This is a genomic window from Janthinobacterium sp. GW823-FHT03B06, from assembly GCF_058796955.1.
Genome location: NZ_JBXAJE010000001.1, coordinates 189,183 through 206,617, shown reverse-complemented (window position 1 = coordinate 206,617; position 17,435 = coordinate 189,183). Strand labels below are relative to the sequence as shown.

Below are 17,435 nucleotides of genomic sequence, written 5' to 3'. Positions count from 1 at the left end.
TATGCCGAGGCCGGTAGGTCGGATTAGCTCGGCAACGCCGGGCGTAATCCGACACACCACAAACCTCACTCCCCCGGCCGATACCTGCGCTCCAGGTGCTTCGCCACGTCCTCCGGATAAAACAACACCTCCTTGAATTCGCCGCGCGCATACATGGCCGCCTGGTCCTGGAAGTGCGGCGACTTCGGGTCGCCGCTCTGGCCGCCCGCGAGGATGCTTTTCGCCTTGATGCGGGGGCCGAATTCCACGGCCGCGACAAAGCTGTTGCCGCGTTCGCCGTAGATGCGTTTCGTGCGGCTCTTGCTGCTCTGTCCATACGCGGCCAGCGCGCCCCAGTTGCCCGACGCGTAAGGCACGGGCAAGCTGGCTTGCGCATCGTCGAACGGCTGCACCACGTCGCCCGTCAGGCGCTGGAAGCGGTTGATCTCGCCCCACGGCGTTTGCCAGCTACCGAAATCGCGCTGCAGTTTGTCCGCCGCCGTCGCCAGGGCAGCCAGCCGCTGCGCCGCCGTGACCTTGTCCGTCGCCAGAAAATCGACCACGGGCACGCCTTGTTCCCTCGCCTGCTTGCCCGTCAGCTCGGCCAGTTCCTGGCCCCAGAACACGGCCAGCGAGGTGGAGGTGGACGTCAGCGAGTAGCGCCAGTCCCAGGCCCGCAGCAAGGCGATCTTGTCGGCCAGCGCCAGCTGTTGCGCGTCGCCCGCCGGCAGGGCATCGTAGGCGGCGAACAGCGGCGGCAGCAGCGCTTCGAAGGCCGTCAGTTCGCTGTCGTAGGAGGCGGCGATCAGGCTGTCGAGCGTGAAATCCTTCCTGTTCTGGAAGATCTTGACGGCATGCAGGCCGCGCGCGTTTTCGCCGTAGACCGACATGTAGGCGGGATAGTCCTGCTGGCGCGGGCTGTTGGCGCCCGCCGCCGAATACGGCCAGTTGTTCGTGTTCTGAATCCAGCCATTCTTCGGATTGAACAAGGTGATGGTTTGCGCCACCGTGTGCAGCCCCTTCCATTCCGTGGCCGGGTCGCTGCCGTCGACGGGCTGCTTCCAGTTGAAGCGCGGGTCGCGCACGGGGATGAAATTGCCGTGAAAGTAGGCGATATTGCCATCCCCGTCCGCATACACCGTGTTGTTCGACGAATTCGTGCGCAGCTCCATCGTCTTGTAAAAGGCCGCGTAATCGCGCGCCTTGGTGCGCGTGTACGACTGCGTCAAAGCCTTCAACGGTTCATTCATCAGGCGCACGGCCACCCATTTACCGTCCAGCGCGCGCACGATGGGGCCGTGGTGGCTGTAATAGACGGTGATGGTTGTCGATCCCATGCGGCCATCGGCCAGTTTATAGGGCACGGTGATCGGCACGGCTTTCAAAGGGCGCAGCCCGCCGTCATAGCGGTAGAACCATGCGCCGTCCTTGTCGACGATGCTTTCCAGGTATTCGTCGATGACGTCGCCGCCGCCCGAGGTATGCATCCAGCCCAGGCGGTCGTTAAAACCCTGGTAAACGAAGAACTGGCCCCAGGTGACGGCGCCGTACGCGTTCAAGCCTTCGCCGCTGGTGACCTGCACTTCGGGACGGAAGTAGAACGAGGTGTGCGGGTTGATCATCAGCAGCGCATGGCCGTTTTTCGTGATGGCGGGCGCGATGGCGAAGCCGTTCGAGCCGCTCGGTTCGGGGTCCAGACCTGACGCCAACCTGGTCTCCACGCTGGCCAGCGCCATGGCGACGGGCCTGGCCTGCTGGCCGTAGAACGCTTCGAGCTGCGTCAGGTTGACCGATTCGATATCGCCGCCGATGCTGCCCTCGCTGAAACTGAGGGCCATCCACGGCTCGAAATGCGTAATCAAGCGAGGTTTGACGTGCGGATGCGTGGCCAGGTAAAAATTCAGGCCGTCGGCAAACGCATCCATGAGTTTCTGCAGCCACGCCGGGCTGGCGCGGTACTGCGCCTGCAGCTCCTGCGGATCGATGAAGAGCTTCATGCGCAGGTCGCGGTACAGCTCCCGCTCGCCCTCCACTTCCGCCAGCCGCCCCATGGCATTGATATAGTTCAATTCCACGCGGGGGAAATCGTCTTCGGCCTGCGCATACATCAGGCCGAAGACGGCATCGGCATCCGTCTTGCCCGTCACGTGGGGAATGCCCCAGGTGTCGCGCGCGATGCTGACGTTGGCAGCCTGCGTCTGCCAGCGGGCCATGTCCGTGACGGAAGCGGCGGGCGCCGCCAGCGCGGGAGGAGCGGCAACGATGCCGCAGGCGATGGCGGCGAACAGGGCACGGCGAACTGGCATGCACTACTCCAATATCAGGATGCGTCGATCAGGGTGGCGATACGCTGGTTCAACTCCACATTTTCCGCCTGCAGCTGCGCCACTTTCTGCTTCAAGCTGGCGATCTCGCCGCGCAGGCGTTCCGTTTCGGACGGCGCCTGGGCCGCGTTTTCCGCCCACGGTTCGTTGCCCGTCTCCGGCGTATCCTGCGACACGTGCGGCGCCTTCGGCTCGCGCGGCGTGCGCGTGGCGGCGCGCTGTTCGCGGATTTCCTTGGCCGCTTGGCGTAATAATTTTTTGCCGCCGGCGACAGCCGCCACCTGCTCTTCCGGCGGCAGCGATGCCACGGTGGCCGCCGCATTGATGGAGATCGTGCCCGAACGGACGGCTTCCACCAGTTCCGGCGAGGCCGCCTTCTGGATCTTCTCGATCTGGCTGATCTGGTTGCTGCTCAATCTGGCCGCCTTGGCCACCTCTTCGCGCGTGCTCATGGGAGGCTTGGGCGCGTTTTCGCCATCGGGCGCGTCCTGGGCGCTGACGGGCGCCGGGCTGCGCGCGGCGACGATTTCCTTCTTGCGCAAGGCCAGCACGCCGCGCTGGAAGTCCGACACGCTGCGGCGCGCCAGGTGATTGTCTATCATCCACAGCATGACGTCGTCAAGCGAGGTAAAGCTGGTGTTCTGTATGGTCTTGAATTCGATGCCGTGCTGGCGGCAGATGGCGTAGCGGTTATGCCCGTCGATCAGCACGTCGTTCCACAACACCAGCGCATCGCGGCAGCCTTCGGCCAGCAGGCTGCGCTCGAGCGCCGCGTACTCGTTGGCGGTGAGCGGGTCGATATACGACTGCAGCACCTGATTGATAGTGATATTCATGGTTGTCCTCAATATTGCGGCGCGATGGTCCGCGCCGGCACGAATGCTACACCATCCGCCCTCCATAAGGCTGACCGAGGTCCCCCATCGCTCGTCACGGCAGAAAAAAGCACATTTTTCCTTTCCTTCAGAAGCAACTGAACTTATCATTTGGCAATATTTAACGACCTTCCCCTTACTCGCGCCTGCTTGCGTATGAGCGCTTCGAAGACAAACAAGGAAATCAATGAAAAAGTTATGCCGCGTCGCCATCGCTGCCCTGGTACTCAGCGGGTGCGCCACCATGGAAGTGCGCGAGACCACCCGCACGATGGAACGCATCGGCCATGATCCGCAACTGAATGTCGTTTCAAAGGTCACTTCCGGTGAAGCACTGTTGTCCACATTTCAATACACAAGCAAAACGGGCTATCAGATTTACGATGGACGCGCCGTGTCGATTGGCGGCGGACGTGTAGCCGTCATCGAGGGCGACTTCCTGTACCGCGCCGATGTCGAGGGAAAACCTGCTTACTGCACTGAACGGCAGGTATTCAATATGCTGCTGCCCGGAATGACCAAGAATGCCTGTTTTGCCGACCGAAACAATGATGGCCTGCTGGACCAGGTGATGATCGCAGGCGATCTGGCGTGGTGGCACGAAGACGTCAGCCCCGGCATCAAATTCGGCCCGGGAGTGGAAACTGCACCTATCGACAGGTCCATCAATTCACAATTGCTATATCAGGGCTACAGCAATAAGACTTTGCGCATTGCCTACCGGGAGTATGCGGGCAGCCTGGCAAGGCCGTCGTTTTCGCAAGATTTATCATTCGAGATCACAAATTTTCCTGCGGAAATCACCTTCAGGAAAATCAAGATCCAAGTACGTAGCGCAGGAAATCAGGGCCTGGAATACCAAATCATTGGCGGCTACTGACACTCGCGGGCAAGCTGCGACCCAGGCAGATATAGCATGAAAAGAAAGTACGCCACCGCGATCATTTTTACCGTCGCCGCCATCGGCTTCACCTGGGTCAGCCCCTACATCGCCATGTACCGCATCAGCATCGCAGCGAAATCCGTGCGCCTGGAAACCCTGGCGCAGCAGGCCGACCTCCCTGCGATCCGCGCCAGCGTGGCGCGCCAGCTGCGCGCGGGCGGCGAAACGGCCAATGACGATGATTTCAAGGAAATGCTCGACACCATCGTCTCGCCGCCCGGCATCACAGTATTGATCTTGCACGGCAAGCAGGGGGCTGATGGCAAGCGCCACGACTTCGGCATGGCGTACCGCTCGTGGAATGAAGTGGTGCTGCGGCGCAGCGGCGCCGGCCCCGCCGCCAGCCAGTTTCTGCTGCGCCGCCATGGCATCTGGGACTGGAAACTGATGGACATTACCCTGCCGCCGGAATTACTCTAAAGAAACTTGATCTAAAACAACACTTACCTAAACCGTCATATTGATTTTGGGAAATATTATGTAGAATGCCAACACCTCAGGCGCACCGGGTCGCCAGGCATCCGAGAGATTGCACGATGAAAAGAATGATGCTTCTCGCTGTAGCGGTACTGGTCGCGCTGGCCGGCGTCTTCTATGGCAGCCCGTACTTCACCATGAACAAGATCCGCGCGGCCACCATGGACGAGGATACGCAGGCGCTGGCCGCGCAGATCGACCTGGCCCAGTTGCGCGGCAGCCTGGGGCAGCAACTGCACACCCTGTTCTCGGCGCCGGAAGTGGCCGACGATATCAATCCCGAGGTCATTGATCCCTTGCTCGACACCATGCTGATGCCCGAAGGCATCGTCGCATTGATGAAGCTCAATGACCGCTACGAAAACCCGATCGCCAAGGTCAGCGACATCAGCGGCCGCAAGCGCAACACCAAGCCCGACTACAGGCTGCGCTACACCTCGTGGAACAGCGTGGTGGTGCAGCGCGCCCACAGCAAAAGCCATATCGGCGAACTGACCCTGACGCGCGACGGCCTGTGGCACTGGAAGCTGGTATCGGTGGCCCTGCCAAAGAACTTGCTGGCCGACGCGTAAGCGCCCGCCCCTCTTGTCGTCAATCCAGCGGCTATCCGACACCGGACACTGCTATCATCGGATTTTGATTTCCAACGGAGGCAGCATGTCAGACCTGGTACAACACGCCCTGGCCCACGCGGGCAAACCGGCCACCACGCCCTGGGTGGTGACCTTGGTCGGCGGTGAAAAACTCACCGGCCCCATTTCCCCGCTCAGCGACGGCTGCTACGCCATCGGCCTGGGACAAATCAAGTACTTTTCCAGCGACAAGGTCGCCTGCCTGAATGTATCGGGCGCGGGCGCATTTCCTATCTGAAGATCTTGCCAATGGATGACGCGCGGGATACTCAGCAGGACAGCCTGGCGGCGCAGCTGCAGGCGCTGGAAGCGGCGCTGCAAAGCCAGGCGGTGCGCGCCGACAGGGCCAGGCTGGCGGCCCTGCTGGCTGACGACTTCGTCGAGTTCGGCAGCTCGGGCAATCTCTGGACGCGCGCGGCAACCCTGGCGGACTTGCCGGTGGAAGACTTTTGCCAGCGCAGCATCCACGATTTTCAGGCCCGCTTGCTGGCGGACGATGTTGCCTTGGTTACCTACCGCTCGCAACGCCACGCCAACGGCACCCTGCCCGCCAGCGCCAGCTTGCGCAGTTCCTTGTGGAAATGGCGCGATGGCCGCTGGCAAATGATTTTTCACCAGGGCACGCCCATTCCCGGCTGATCCACCTCCCCGAAGATACTGTCCTGCGCCCGATCAAACGGCGCAGGAACCAGCATCCATGCCGAAAGTTGTTTTTTGACACGCAAAATATCATTGATTTAATGAATTTTTTGTGCAACAATGAATTTAATAAATAAAACAAATAAATTATTGAAATCGGTTTTTTAAATTAATTCCATCCTTGCACCACGAATCCGTGTTCTGGATAGAAAAGCACTGCGTAGGACTCGACCCGTCGCCAGGCAAGCGCCTGCCACCGGTCTCACGCAAGCCCCCTTTCTAATCATCACCACGTATTTTGGAGAGACATTATGGACAAATTCACCGTACGCACCCAGCTCACTCTGGCTTTCGGCCTGCTGGTCTTTTTCCTCATCGGCATATCGATCCTGTCCGTGCGGAGCTTTTCCAACTTCAACGCCAGTTTTGACCAGTATGTCAACGGCATCACCGCCCGCGCCAATACGGCGCACCGCGTACGTGACGCAATCGACATGCGTGCCGTGGCGGCCAGGAATCTGGTGCTCGTCACCAAGCCGGAAGACCTGGAGATCGAACGCAAACAGGTCTTGCAGGCGCAGGCCGAGGTCGTCAAGAACATGCAGCATCTGCTGCAGCTGACACAGCAGCCTGAGGTATCGGATGAAGTGCGCGCCATAGTCAACAAGATAGACGGCATCGAAAAACGCTATTCTCCCGTAGCGATGGCTATCGTGGACCTGGCGCTGCAAAAGAAAACCGACCAGGCCATCGTCAAGATGAATGAGGAATGCCGCCCGCTGCTGGCCGCCCTCGTCGCCGCCAGCGATGAATATTTCGCCCTGACGGACCAGCGCTCTACCGCCATCTTGCAGGAAGACAACGAGCGTTACACGCTCAACAGGAATATTCTCATCGGCGCCAGCCTGCTGTCCATCGTGCTGGCAGCCCTGGCGGGCTGGCTCATCACACGCAGCCTGCTCAAGGCGCTGGGCGCAGAACCGAAGCAGCTGTGCGACGCCGTCAGCCTGCTGGCCGGCGGCGACCTGACAGGCAAACTCAACGTTGCACCGCACGATACCGCCAGCGTGCTGTCGGCGCTGCAGCGCATGCAGGAGTCGCTGACCACGGTAGTGTCGTCCGTGCGCCAGGATTCCGACACCGTTTCCCTTGCCGCCGCGGAAATTTCCAGCGGCAATAGCGATCTGTCGCTGCGCACGGAACAGCAAGCCAGTTCGCTGGAAGAAACCGCTTCGTCAATGGAAGAGCTCACCAGCACCGTGCGCAAGAATGCGGAAAATGCCCGCGAAGCCAATGTGCTGGCCACGACGGCATCGGACGTCGCCAGCAAGGGTGGCGCCGTGGTGGGGCAAGTGATGGGCACCATGGACCTGATCAGCGAATCGTCGCGCAAGATTGTCGACATCATCAGCGTCATCGACGGCATCGCCTTCCAGACCAATATCCTGGCCCTGAATGCCGCCGTGGAAGCGGCACGTGCCGGCGAACAGGGCCGCGGCTTCGCCGTCGTGGCGACCGAAGTGCGCGGCCTGGCCCAGCGCAGCGCCAGCGCAGCCAAGGAAATCAAGGCGCTGATCGACGATTCCGTCAGCCGCGTCGATGCGGGCTCCAGGCTGGCGGCGCAAGCGGGCACGACGATGTCCGAGGTGGTCGCCAGCGTCGCCCGCGTCAGCAACATCATCGCTGAAATCACGGTGGCCAGCCAGGAACAGTCCGCAGGAATCGAGCAGATCAATCAGGCGGTGGCGCAGATGGATAGCGTCACGCAGCAAAACGCCTCGCTGGTGGAAGAAGCGGCGGCGGCGGCCGAATCGCTGCGCGAGCAGGCCGGCCACCTGGTGGAAACCGTGAGCATCTTCAAGACGCATGACAGCCATCTGGCGGCACCCGCACCGGCGCCAGCACCGGCACGCGCCAGCCACAAGCCGCTGCGCCTGGTACCGGCAGCAGCGGCCAGCAGCCCCGCCAAGCGCCAGGCCGCGCCGGCAAAACCCCGTGCGGCGCAAGCGGAAGCCGTGACGGCCGGCGACTGGGAAGAGTTTTAAGCACATAGAGGCATGCAGCCACGCATGCCCCGCTTCACACGCACAGGGGAGAGCCGCAGCCGGCCTCCCCTGTCGCGTTGCAACAACACGCCCCTCACATAAAAAATCCGCGGCAACTGTTGTATTTGTGCCGCCCCGGATCTCGCTACTACGCCGAAATGGCGCATGCTTTTTTGCGCCGCCGCAGGAAACCTCGTCGTCTTGTCCAGCCTATTTTGTTCCCGCACAAGCCTGCCGGCACTCCACTATGCACCCGCCAGATAGTGACGACAAATACGATTTTATTCGCGTATTGAGTCGAAACGGATATGAATAGCCATCGTTGGAAAATGGCATGAATACCAAAATTTCCCGTGCTAGCATGATTTTTCGTTCAGCTGGCCAGCGCCAGCTTGCATGCCCCCAACAACCTTGACCGACAGGAGCCGTTTCATGATGACACCGCATGCCAGCACAGTACGCCACACCCTGATTGCCCTGGCAATCAGCGCCGCCTTTCCGCTGCAGGCGATGGCACAGGATAGCGTCCCGGCGCCAGCCGCCGACGCGCCTGCCGCGCCGGCGGCACAGACCGGTCCTGGCCAGCTGGAAACGGTGATCGTGACGGCGCAGCGGCGCGCGGAAAACATCAAGGACGTGCCCATGTCCATCGCCACCTTGAAAGGCGACAAGCTCGACACGCTGACGGCCGGCGGCGCCGACATCCGCTTCCTCAACAGCCGCTCGCCCAGCGTCTCCGTCGAATCGGATTACGGCCGCACCTTCCCCCGCTTCTACATTCGCGGCCTGGGCAATACCGACTTCGACCTGAACGCCTCGCAGCCCGTGGGCCTGGTGATGGATGACGTAGTGCAGGAAAACGCCATGCTCAAGGGCTTTCCCGTGTTTGACGTGGATCAGGTCGAAGTGCTGCGCGGCCCGCAAGGCACCTTGTTCGGCCGTAACTCGCCAGCCGGCGTGATCAAGTTCGATTCCGCCAAGCCCGTCTTCAAGACGGAAGGCTACCTGAGCGGCGGCTTCGGCAAGGATGGCATGAAGAACCTGGAAGGGGCGTTCAACGTGCCCGTCAGCGACACGGTCGCCCTGCGCTTTTCCGGCCAGACGCAGCGCCGCGACGACCGCGTGCACAACCCGCGCCCCACCGGCACGCGCGACTTCGAAGGCTATGAAGACAGCGCCGCCCGCCTGCAGGTATTGGTCAAGCCCACGCGCGACTTCACGGCGCTGTTCAACGTGCACGCGCGCAATCTCGACGGCACGGCCACCCTGTTCCGCGCGAATATCCTGAAACAGGGCACGAACGACCTCGTCGAGGGCTTTGATTACGACAACTACCCGACCGACGGCATCAACCGCCAGCACCTGAAAACCAAGGGCGCCAGCATGCGCCTGAAATGGGACTTGCCCGGCGTCACCTTGCATTCGATCACCGGCTACGAAAAGCTCGATTTCTACAGCCGCGCCGACGTCGACGGCGGCTATGGCGCCGTGTCCGCGCCGCCGATGGGCCCCGGCTTCATCCCGTTCGTCGTGGAAACGGCCGACGTGATCCCCAACCACAAGCAGATTTCGCAGGAATTCCGCGCCGAGTCGTCTGCCCGCGGCCCGCTGCAATGGATAGCCGGCCTGTTCTACTTCAAGGAAGATATCCAGATCGACAGCATCGGCTTCAACAGCCTGGCGCCCGGCAACCCGCAAAGCCCGAACTACGCCACGCAAAACCAGAGCTCGAAGTCGTACGCGACGTTCGGCTCGCTCAACTACACGGTCTCGGACACCCTGAAACTGCGCGCCGGCCTGCGCTACACGACCGACAAGAAGGATTTCTCCGCCAAGCGGGTGGAGGCGACCACGGCCGGCCCCTTCGACTTGCACGACACCTCGCACAACGTCAGCTGGGATTTGAGCGGCACCTATGTACTCACGCCGGAAACGAATGCCTACGCGCGCATCGCCACCGGCTACCGCGCGCCGTCGATGCAGGGCCGCCTGAACGGCCTGGCCGACCGGCCTTCGTTTGCGGGCGCCGAGAAAGCGCTGTCCGTCGAGGCGGGCATAAAGCAGGACCTGTTCGACAAGCGAGCGCGCCTGAGCCTGGCCATATTCCAGTACCGCGTGAAGGACAAGCAACTGACGGCCGGCAGCGGCGCCGTCAACATGAACCAGCTGATCAACGCAGACAAGGCCACGGGCCGCGGCGTGGAACTCGATTTCCAGGCGAACCTCAGCGATTCGCTCAGCATGACCCTGGGCGGCAGCTACAACTACACGGAAATCCAGGACAAGAAGCTGTTCGTGCAAAGCTGCGGCAACGCGCAAAACAACCCGGCCAGCGGCTGCACCGTGACCGACCCGCTGGGCCCGTTCAAGGGCACGGCCTACATCGACGGCAACCCGCTGCCGCGCGCGCCGGAATGGCAAACCAACTTCACATTAAAGTACAGCATTCCCGTCGCCAATGGCGAGTTCTACGCCTACACGGACTGGGCCTACCGCACCAGCTACAACTTCTTCCTGTATGAAGCGAAGGAATACAAGGCCAAGGAACTGCTCGAAGGCGGTTTGCGTGTCGGCTACAAATGGGACAAATACGAACTCTCCGCGTACGGCCGCAACATCACCAACCAGATCCAGTCGCTGGGCGCGATCGATTTCGACAACCTGACAGGCATCGTCAACGAACCGCGCACGTATGGGGTGCAGTTCAAGGCAGTGTTTTGATGGCGGGAAGCTGATAACAGGCCATTGATGCTGGCCCATCGCTCAGGCACAAGATGGCGTAATACACATCACCTGTGCTAGAATCTCGCCGCGCTGCCCGGATGGTGAAACTGGTAGACACTGGAGACTTAAAATCTCCCGCCTGTAAGGGCGTGCCGGTTCGATTCCGGCTCCGGGCACCAGCGCACAGAATTCAGAAACATCAAAAAAGCCATTAAACCCAATAAAATCAACGGGTTAGTGGCTTTTTTTACGTCCCGAGATTTCTATTAATCCATATTAAACCCGACAAAAACCAGTAGCGATTACGCCAAATTTACGCCATGATTACGCCTCAACGAGAGGGATGCATGGCTTCATTCAGGAAACGGGTTGGCGGTTGGCGGGCAGAGATCGCCATCCACGGCACACGGGAATCTAAAACATTCAGCACCAAGGCCGAGGCTGCGGCCTGGGCGTCGGAACGCGAAACCGAAATCCGGCGCGGCGCCGACAGTGGCATCGTCATCGGGAAAAGCTGCGGCGACGCATTCGACAGGTACCTGGAAGAAGTCTCCATCCACAAGCGCGGCGAGCGCTGGGAAAGGCTGCGCCTCAACGCCATCGGCGAAGTGGTCATTGGCGGCGTGAAAATCAAAGATATCAAGCTGGCCAACGTAACACCTGAACTGCTCGGCGCCTGGCGCGATCAGCGCATGACCGGGGAAAGCAAGGTAAGTGGCGCTACCGTGAATCGTGAGCTGAACTTGCTGTCGCACGTATTCACCACTGCGCGCAAGGAATGGAAATGGCTTGCGGACAGTCCGACCAGCGACGTGCGCCGCCCCAAACCTGCCGCCGCACGCGAACGCATTCCAACCGATGATGAAATCGAGCGCCTGTGCAACGCACTTGGTTTTACCGACGAGCCGGTGACGACGAAGAGCCAGGCCGTGGCAGTCGCCTACCTCTTCGCCATCGAGACAGCGATGCGGGCCGGAGAAATATGCGGGCTGATGCCTGCCTGGGTTGATGGCGCCGTCGCCCGCCTCCCCGCCACGATCAATAAAAACGGCGTGCGGCGAGACGTACCGCTATCGACGCGCGCGCTGGAACTACTGGCGCTGCTGCCGGACTCCGGCGATGCGCCATTGTTCGGTATTTCCACGGCCTCGCTCGATGCCCTATTCCGCAAAGCGCGCGAGCGATCGTGCATCGAGGGGCTGACCTTCCATGACAGCCGGCATGCGGCCATCACGCGATTGGCAAAAAAACTGAACGTGCTGGACCTGGCGCGCATGGTCGGCCACAGGGATTTGCGTATGCTTCAGGTCTATTACAACGAGAGTGCCGAAGATATGGCAGTTAAGCTAGGGTGAACACTATGATCAGTGAGTTTTTCGGAACATTCGCTAGCACAGCTCGTTGCCACAAAACTGGGTTGCGCCTGCAAACGCAAACCTCTCAAATTCATGTTATCAGGTTTTGCGCGGCACGCTTTCTATTCAAACGATAAAATCAAATGTCCAGGCCGCGCCCAATTGGCAGCCTGGAACCTCGAAAGCACTCACAAACGAGCGCCTATTGAAATAACAGGATTCACTCTAGCAACTTTGAACTGTAATCAAGTTGCCTACTCAAATTAAAATGGTCTTAGGGCATTCGTTGGATCCCTTGGGGCACGAATGAAAAGACTATTTCAGGCAACGAAATTCCCCCAACCACGTGAGTGACACGCAGGTTATCCATTTCTACTTCACCATACACTTTAGTATTGAAAACAAGCCCAAGCGTTTCAAACGCTGTTTTTATTGCTTTTTCACAATCTATAGCATTCGCCTTATCGTCTTCTGGCAAAATATACCAGCGTTTTATCCAAAGAAAGACTTTCGTAGCATCATCATCAGACAACGGAATAAATACAGACGGCACATCGACATCAATTAATTCACAAGACGCGTTTGTTACTTTCATTTTCGAAAATTCCTTATTTAGCCCAACTTATAATATAGCGCAAAACAGCACGTTGCCCTGGATATCTGCGACAAGAGCCAGCAAGGCGCACCTTCGATATTTTAACAATCATAGTTACATCCGAATAAAATACTGCATACACATACAGTGTATCAAGTGTTCTTGTGGCCCCAATACTCGGCAATGATGCGAGGGCGTGAAGATGAATGATGCTTAGAATGCAGACGCCAATACATGGGCCAGAACCGCGCCAGGACGCGGCGCAGCGCGAAAACTACACCGTTCCCACGTCGCCACACCACTCACACCAAAAACCGCTAAAAGTGCGTCAAAATGCGTCAAAATGCATACCCCCTCTTTGCCCCGCCGCACCAGTCTTCATGCGCCTTCGGCCATGGCGCACATTTGAGTCAAAAGAGCCCTATATAGCGGGCAGGTGTGGAGGGGGGACAACTGCGCGCGCCGGGCCGATAAAGGGCATTTGATTGCTTTTAAGATATTGAACATATTCATGACCGTGGGCACGGGCGGCCGCTGCGGCGCTGACAGCCCTGCCGCAGCATCACCTTGGCATGCGAGCGCAAGGGATGGGGGGTAAGGTCGACATTCAGACTGCTGCGCAACAGGCACTCATTCGCCCCCAAAATACCAGGCGAGCGTCACTAACATGTAACCCGGCTCTCGAAATTTCCATTGCACAGAGTTCACAGAAGTCTCATAATGTCCACTGGCGTCCACACCACTTCGAAAGGAAATTTATGAGCTTTTTTAATTTCACCAACGACAACATTTTACGTATCGAAGATGTTATGGCTCGAACTGGACTTTCGCGATCAATGATCTACAAGCTACAGAGCGCACACGAATTCCCAAAATCTATCTCCCTCGGTGAACGTGCGGTGGGCTGGAGCCAAGCCGACGTGGATATTTGGATCAGCAAGAAACGTGGTCGCCGAACTGCATCGCGTGACCTGCCGATAATCTATATGGCGGGAAAAATGGGGGAGCCTTTCGACAACAAGCAACCGGGGCACAGCTTTTCATGTTGGCGGATATTTAACGTTGCTGAATCCATGAAGAGCGGAGAGTTAGAGATGGATAGAGGCGACAACGACGTTTTAATTGCTGAACCTGAATTAATGACATTTCATGGCACAAATGTCAACTTCCTTTACTCCGGCCCCTGGAAGGCACGAGGCAGTTATCACGGCTATAGGCACGGAATCACCACATGCAGCCCCGAATGGGCGGAAGGCGCCGCTTATCGAGGTGCAATCCAAGGCATAACACGTGCAGATATCTTTGTCGCTTTTTTGGAAGATCTCACGGCATTCGGTACATTGGTTGAGATCGGTTATGCGCGTGCTCAAAACAAAAAAATCATTGTGGTGACTCCTTATGGGAGTGGTGATTATGGGCGATCAGAATTGCAGAACGATTTATGGTTCGCGTTACGAGCGGCTGACAAGCACATTGTCTTGCCAAATAAGCGGTTCGAGAGCAACGAGGAAAAGTGGTCACATGCTCACGGCGCCGTCGCGGCAGTAGTGAGCGAATGGTACCCAGCCACTGCACTTTAACGGTACGTCGCAAATACAAAAGCCGCCTCGTGGGCGGCCTGTGCGGTGGCTGGGGCGCTCTGACGTGGCTGCGCTGGCGCGGCCCCGCCCTGCCGGTCAGCGCGGCGTGGCGGTCATGCTGGACGGCCGGCGCGCACCTTGGCCGCCTGCTCCTTGTCGTAGTCGTCGCGGCAGTCCACATCGCAGAACAGCAGCGCGGGCGCCAGCGCCTCGTCGCAGTAATGGCAGCAGCCGTGCGCCACCAGGGCGGACCGGCCACGCACCGCGGCCAGGCCGCGCGCCACTTCGGCGAAGATGATCTTGTCGGTGTTGTCGATGTGGTCGCTCATGCCGTGCCCTCCCCGCCCGTGGCCAGGTCATACGGGGCGAACCTCACCACTTCCACGCCGGCCCACTCGTTGATCGCCTCGAACTGCGCCTGCAGCGGCACCAGCTCATTGCGCGCGAAGACGCGCGCGGCAGGTTCGACGGCGCCGAAGCCGCCGGCATTGTTTGGCAGGATGCCCATGAGCTGGGGCGGCACGCGGTGCGCGGCCAGCTGGTCGTCGCGCGTGACGCTCTTGATGTTGAAAAACTCGTCCTTGGCGGCCACGTCCGACACCGGCAAAATCTGGATGCCGTCCTTCTTGCCGTTCGGCGCGTACATGAACAGGTTGCGGAAGTTGCCCGGCCCCTTGCTGTCGCGCATGGCCTGGCGCAGGTTGTCCACGTCCTGGGTGTTGGCGGCCGCGTCCGTCATGTAGAACACGAAACCCGCGTGTGAGCCGTTCTTGTAGTACTTGCGGCGGAACAGGGTGGCCGCCTCGTTGAGCCAGGCCGACTGCAAGGCACTCAGGTACTGCGGCACGCCGTACAGCTCCTGATTCACGTCCGGCTCCATCAGGTGGAACACGCGGCCCCTGTCGAACTGGTGCACGGCCTGGTAGCCGTTCACAAAATAATAGGTATCCAGATCGACGCCGCGCCGCATGTACTTGGCCAGCGCATGCTGGTACGCCAGCGCCTTGCCGCTGCGGCTGGGCCGGTCTTCCAGGTAGGCATTGCCAAACGTCAGGAAGTCCAGGGCCATGCGTTTGAAGGCGTCGCGCGACAAGTACTTGCTGGGAATCAGCGTGGACGCCAGCACATTGGCCTTGAAGTGGATGGCGCTGCTGTGGTGCACGCCCGCGTTGAACGACTTGGCCAGGCCGGCCAGGTTGACGGGCGGCTCGTACCAGTGGCCGTTCTTCCAGCATTCGAAGCAGTCGAGAATGTCGGCGTGCTCGAGCACGGGCGTGGGGTCGCCGAAGGAGAACGCCTCGATGCCGGCGGCGGCCGGCGCCGTGGCAATGACCGTGGCCGCTGTGGATGGTGCGCCCCCGGCCTGCTGGCCGCGCAAGTGTCGTGCTTTACTCAAGAATAAATCTCCATGAAAGAGTGGTGGTTGTCGGTGGTGCCTTCGAACGGCTCGTGATCGAGGGCGTGCATGCAGGCCCATGCCAGGTCGGCGTGGCCGGTTTCGTCGCTGCGGCCGGCGATATAGGTCACGTGCCGCCCGCTGGGGGTGAGGGTCTTGTGGATGGCCATGAACGACTGCGCGATGTCGGTCCAGCCGGCGTCAAACTCCAGCCGGCCCTTGCTGATGATGTTTTTGGCTTTCAGCACCATGCGGGTTTTGACTTCGGGCGAGTAGTTCAGGGCCGTGACGGCCGGGAAGAAGCCGCGCACGATGGGCAGCACGCCGATGCCCATACCCGTGGTATCGATGCCGATATATTCGACGTTGTAGCGCTGGGTCATCTGGCGGATGGCGTCGGCGTGATCTTCGAAACTCTGCCCGCGCCACTGGTGGCGCTCCAGGATGCGGAACTTGCCGCCGGCCGTCATGGGCGGCGCCAGCACCACGCAGCCGGCGCTATCGCCGTTCAAGGCCGGGTCGTAGCCGATCCACACGGGCCGGTTGCCGAACGGGCGCAGGCCCAGCAACGGCTTGTAGTCGTCCCATTCGACCCAGGAATCGACCATGCAGCGCTGCAGCTCGGCCAGCGGGAAGACCGAGGCCGAGTCGTCGATAAAGTTGCACATCAGCAGGTTGTCGAACTGGTCCGGGCTATATTCGAAGTTGCGCAGCTCGTCAATGTCGAACAGGTTGCAGCCGCCGCGCTCGGCGTCCAGGATGGTGACGATCTGGCGCCATATCTTGTCCTCGCCGGTAAAACCCGACGAGAGGCGGCCATGGCTCACGTCGATATTCACCTGGTCGGCCTTGGCGCGGCGCTTGTTGAACAGCTCGCCCGTCCAGAACGGGTAAGCCTGGTGCGTGGTCGAGGATGGCGTGGAAAAGTAGGTTTTGCGCCATTTCTTGTGAATGGCCATGCCCGAGGCCACCTTGTTCAACTCCTGGAAATTCTGCGTCCAGAAGAATTCATCGAAGTAGAAATTGCCGTGGTAGCCCTGCGCCGTGCGCGCATTGGTGCCCAGGAAGTACAGATGCGCGCCGTTCGGCAGCACGATGGGGTCGCCCGTCAGCTCGATGCCGGCCGCCTCGCGCGCGAATTGCACGATGTATTGCTTGAAGACATGGGCCTGGCTCTTGGAGGCGGACAGGAAGATTTGATTGCGGCCCGTCGCCATGGCGTCGGCCAGCGCCTCGCGCGCGAAATACCAGGTGGCGCCGATCTGCCTGGACTTGAGGATGGCGCGCGTGCGCTGGTCGCCGTTGCGATACCAGACCTTTTGATAGTCGAAGAGCGAGTCCTGGAAGGCGTCGAGCAGCTGAATGCGCTGTTCGTCGCTGAAGTCGTTGCGCGTCGGCTTCTTCTTCGGGCCGGCATTGCGGTTCGCCAGCTTCGGGTTGAGGTCCACCTCGTTGCCGCCCGGCTGCTCATAGCGGCGCACGCGCGCCGCCTGCACGATGGCGCGCATCAGCAGATCGATTTCCTTGTAATCGCTGCCGCTCTTGACCTCTTTTTCGATCAGTTTCACCAGGCGCAACTCGGCCGCTGCCTCGACGTGCTCGATGGCCTGCGCCTGGTCCCACTCGTCGCGGGCCTTCCAGCTGTTGATCGTGCTGCGCTTTACCCCTAAGTGTCGGGCGATGGATGAAATACGCCAGCCCTTCCAGTACAGGGCACGGGCGGCGCGGCGCGGCTCGGATTCGGGCACGGCCAGTTCGGCGATTTTTTCTTCAGGGGTTTGATGGATTCCTAACATGCCGCCAGCGTAGGCCGCGCGCGCGCAAAGCGGGGGAAGGCAAAAGTCGCTATGGCCCATAGCAACCCGCCCCGC

General features: G+C 60.1%; 15 protein-coding genes and 1 tRNA gene. 10 read left to right on the top strand and 6 right to left on the bottom strand.

All coding sequences use genetic code 11. The features are described from left to right. Nucleotides 1-65: 65 nt before the first annotated feature. A complete protein-coding gene (locus tag AC1RBA_RS01005) occupies nt 66-2,285 on the bottom strand; it encodes an acylase (protein WP_492416083.1) in 2,220 nt (739 codons plus the stop codon). Nucleotides 2,286-2,299: 14 nt separating this feature from the next. Further along, entirely contained in the window at nt 2,300-3,139 is an 840-nt protein-coding gene (locus AC1RBA_RS01000; protein WP_492416081.1) for a hypothetical protein, read from the bottom strand. Between the two features lie 226 nt (nt 3,140-3,365). Between AC1RBA_RS01000 and AC1RBA_RS00995 the strand changes: the two genes are divergently transcribed. The 9 genes from AC1RBA_RS00995 to AC1RBA_RS00955 all read left to right on the top strand — a co-directional run bounded on the left by AC1RBA_RS00995 (nt 3,366) and on the right by AC1RBA_RS00955 (nt 11,993). Continuing rightward, a complete protein-coding gene (locus AC1RBA_RS00995) occupies nt 3,366-4,058 on the top strand; it encodes a hypothetical protein (RefSeq protein WP_492416079.1) in 693 nt (230 codons plus the stop codon). 36 nt (nt 4,059-4,094) lie between these two features. Next, nucleotides 4,095-4,541 (top strand): DUF2939 domain-containing protein, encoded by a 447-nt coding sequence (locus tag AC1RBA_RS00990; protein ID WP_492416077.1) that lies wholly within the window; start codon nt 4,095-4,097, stop codon nt 4,539-4,541. 125 nt (nt 4,542-4,666) lie between these two features. After that, entirely contained in the window at nt 4,667-5,170 is a 504-nt protein-coding gene (locus AC1RBA_RS00985) for a DUF2939 domain-containing protein (RefSeq protein ID WP_070222954.1), read from the top strand. Nucleotides 5,171-5,255: 85 nt separating this feature from the next. Beyond that, nucleotides 5,256-5,468, top strand: coding sequence for a hypothetical protein (locus AC1RBA_RS00980; RefSeq protein WP_070222955.1), 213 nt, complete (start codon nt 5,256-5,258; stop codon nt 5,466-5,468). An 11-nt stretch (nt 5,469-5,479) separates the two neighbouring features. Next, nucleotides 5,480-5,869, top strand: a complete 390-nt coding sequence (locus AC1RBA_RS00975; protein ID WP_070222956.1) for a nuclear transport factor 2 family protein — start codon at nt 5,480-5,482, stop codon at nt 5,867-5,869. Nucleotides 5,870-6,180: 311 nt separating this feature from the next. Beyond that, nucleotides 6,181-7,914 (top strand): methyl-accepting chemotaxis protein, encoded by a 1,734-nt coding sequence (locus AC1RBA_RS00970; protein ID WP_492416075.1) that lies wholly within the window; start codon nt 6,181-6,183, stop codon nt 7,912-7,914. 435 nt (nt 7,915-8,349) lie between these two features. Beyond that, nucleotides 8,350-10,635 carry a TonB-dependent receptor gene (locus AC1RBA_RS00965; RefSeq protein WP_492417156.1) on the top strand — a complete coding sequence of 762 codons (2,286 nt, stop codon included), beginning with the start codon at nt 8,350-8,352 and terminating at the stop codon, nt 10,633-10,635. A gap of 95 nt (nt 10,636-10,730) precedes the next feature. After that, nucleotides 10,731-10,817: transfer RNA gene (locus AC1RBA_RS00960), tRNA-Leu, on the top strand. A 168-nt stretch (nt 10,818-10,985) separates the two neighbouring features. After that, a complete protein-coding gene (locus tag AC1RBA_RS00955) occupies nt 10,986-11,993 on the top strand; it encodes a tyrosine-type recombinase/integrase (protein WP_492416073.1) in 1,008 nt (335 codons plus the stop codon). 274 nt (nt 11,994-12,267) lie between these two features. Here AC1RBA_RS00955 and AC1RBA_RS00950 read toward each other — a convergent pair whose 3' ends face one another. Beyond that, nucleotides 12,268-12,588 carry a hypothetical protein gene (locus AC1RBA_RS00950; RefSeq protein WP_492416071.1) on the bottom strand — a complete coding sequence of 107 codons (321 nt, stop codon included), beginning with the start codon at nt 12,586-12,588 and terminating at the stop codon, nt 12,268-12,270. Between the two features lie 758 nt (nt 12,589-13,346). Between AC1RBA_RS00950 and AC1RBA_RS00945 the strand changes: the two genes are divergently transcribed. Beyond that, nucleotides 13,347-14,168 (top strand): AlpA family phage regulatory protein, encoded by an 822-nt coding sequence (locus tag AC1RBA_RS00945; protein ID WP_492416069.1) that lies wholly within the window; start codon nt 13,347-13,349, stop codon nt 14,166-14,168. 113 nt (nt 14,169-14,281) lie between these two features. On the opposite strand, the gene AC1RBA_RS00940 is transcribed toward AC1RBA_RS00945, so the two are convergent. Genes AC1RBA_RS00940 through AC1RBA_RS00930 form a run of 3 tightly spaced genes read right to left on the bottom strand, consistent with a single transcriptional unit; the run spans nt 14,282 to nt 17,360 of the window. After that, nucleotides 14,282-14,497, bottom strand: a complete 216-nt coding sequence (locus AC1RBA_RS00940) for a hypothetical protein (RefSeq protein WP_230503847.1) — start codon at nt 14,495-14,497, stop codon at nt 14,282-14,284. Further along, nucleotides 14,494-15,564, bottom strand: a complete 1,071-nt coding sequence (locus AC1RBA_RS00935; RefSeq protein ID WP_492416067.1) for a phage portal protein — start codon at nt 15,562-15,564, stop codon at nt 14,494-14,496. Before AC1RBA_RS00935 ends, AC1RBA_RS00940 begins: the two co-directional genes overlap by 4 nt. Continuing rightward, nucleotides 15,561-17,360 carry a terminase ATPase subunit family protein gene (locus AC1RBA_RS00930; protein ID WP_492416066.1) on the bottom strand — a complete coding sequence of 600 codons (1,800 nt, stop codon included), beginning with the start codon at nt 17,358-17,360 and terminating at the stop codon, nt 15,561-15,563. The genes AC1RBA_RS00935 and AC1RBA_RS00930 overlap by 4 nt, the downstream gene beginning before the upstream one ends. Nucleotides 17,361-17,435: the final 75 nt, after the last annotated feature.

Coding starts and splice junctions, on each gene's coding strand:
- AC1RBA_RS01005 (WP_492416083.1), bottom strand. CDS start 2,285: ATGCCAGTTCGCCGTGCCCTGTTCGCCGCCATCGCCTGCGGCATCGTT.
- AC1RBA_RS01000 (WP_492416081.1), bottom strand. CDS start 3,139: ATGAATATCACTATCAATCAGGTGCTGCAGTCGTATATCGACCCGCTC.
- AC1RBA_RS00995 (WP_492416079.1), top strand. CDS start 3,366: ATGAAAAAGTTATGCCGCGTCGCCATCGCTGCCCTGGTACTCAGCGGG.
- AC1RBA_RS00990 (WP_492416077.1), top strand. CDS start 4,095: ATGAAAAGAAAGTACGCCACCGCGATCATTTTTACCGTCGCCGCCATC.
- AC1RBA_RS00985 (WP_070222954.1), top strand. CDS start 4,667: ATGATGCTTCTCGCTGTAGCGGTACTGGTCGCGCTGGCCGGCGTCTTC.
- AC1RBA_RS00980 (WP_070222955.1), top strand. CDS start 5,256: ATGTCAGACCTGGTACAACACGCCCTGGCCCACGCGGGCAAACCGGCC.
- AC1RBA_RS00975 (WP_070222956.1), top strand. CDS start 5,480: ATGGATGACGCGCGGGATACTCAGCAGGACAGCCTGGCGGCGCAGCTG.
- AC1RBA_RS00970 (WP_492416075.1), top strand. CDS start 6,181: ATGGACAAATTCACCGTACGCACCCAGCTCACTCTGGCTTTCGGCCTG.
- AC1RBA_RS00965 (WP_492417156.1), top strand. CDS start 8,350: ATGACACCGCATGCCAGCACAGTACGCCACACCCTGATTGCCCTGGCA.
- AC1RBA_RS00955 (WP_492416073.1), top strand. CDS start 10,986: ATGGCTTCATTCAGGAAACGGGTTGGCGGTTGGCGGGCAGAGATCGCC.
- AC1RBA_RS00950 (WP_492416071.1), bottom strand. CDS start 12,588: ATGAAAGTAACAAACGCGTCTTGTGAATTAATTGATGTCGATGTGCCG.
- AC1RBA_RS00945 (WP_492416069.1), top strand. CDS start 13,347: ATGAGCTTTTTTAATTTCACCAACGACAACATTTTACGTATCGAAGAT.
- AC1RBA_RS00940 (WP_230503847.1), bottom strand. CDS start 14,497: ATGAGCGACCACATCGACAACACCGACAAGATCATCTTCGCCGAAGTG.
- AC1RBA_RS00930 (WP_492416066.1), bottom strand. CDS start 17,360: ATGTTAGGAATCCATCAAACCCCTGAAGAAAAAATCGCCGAACTGGCC.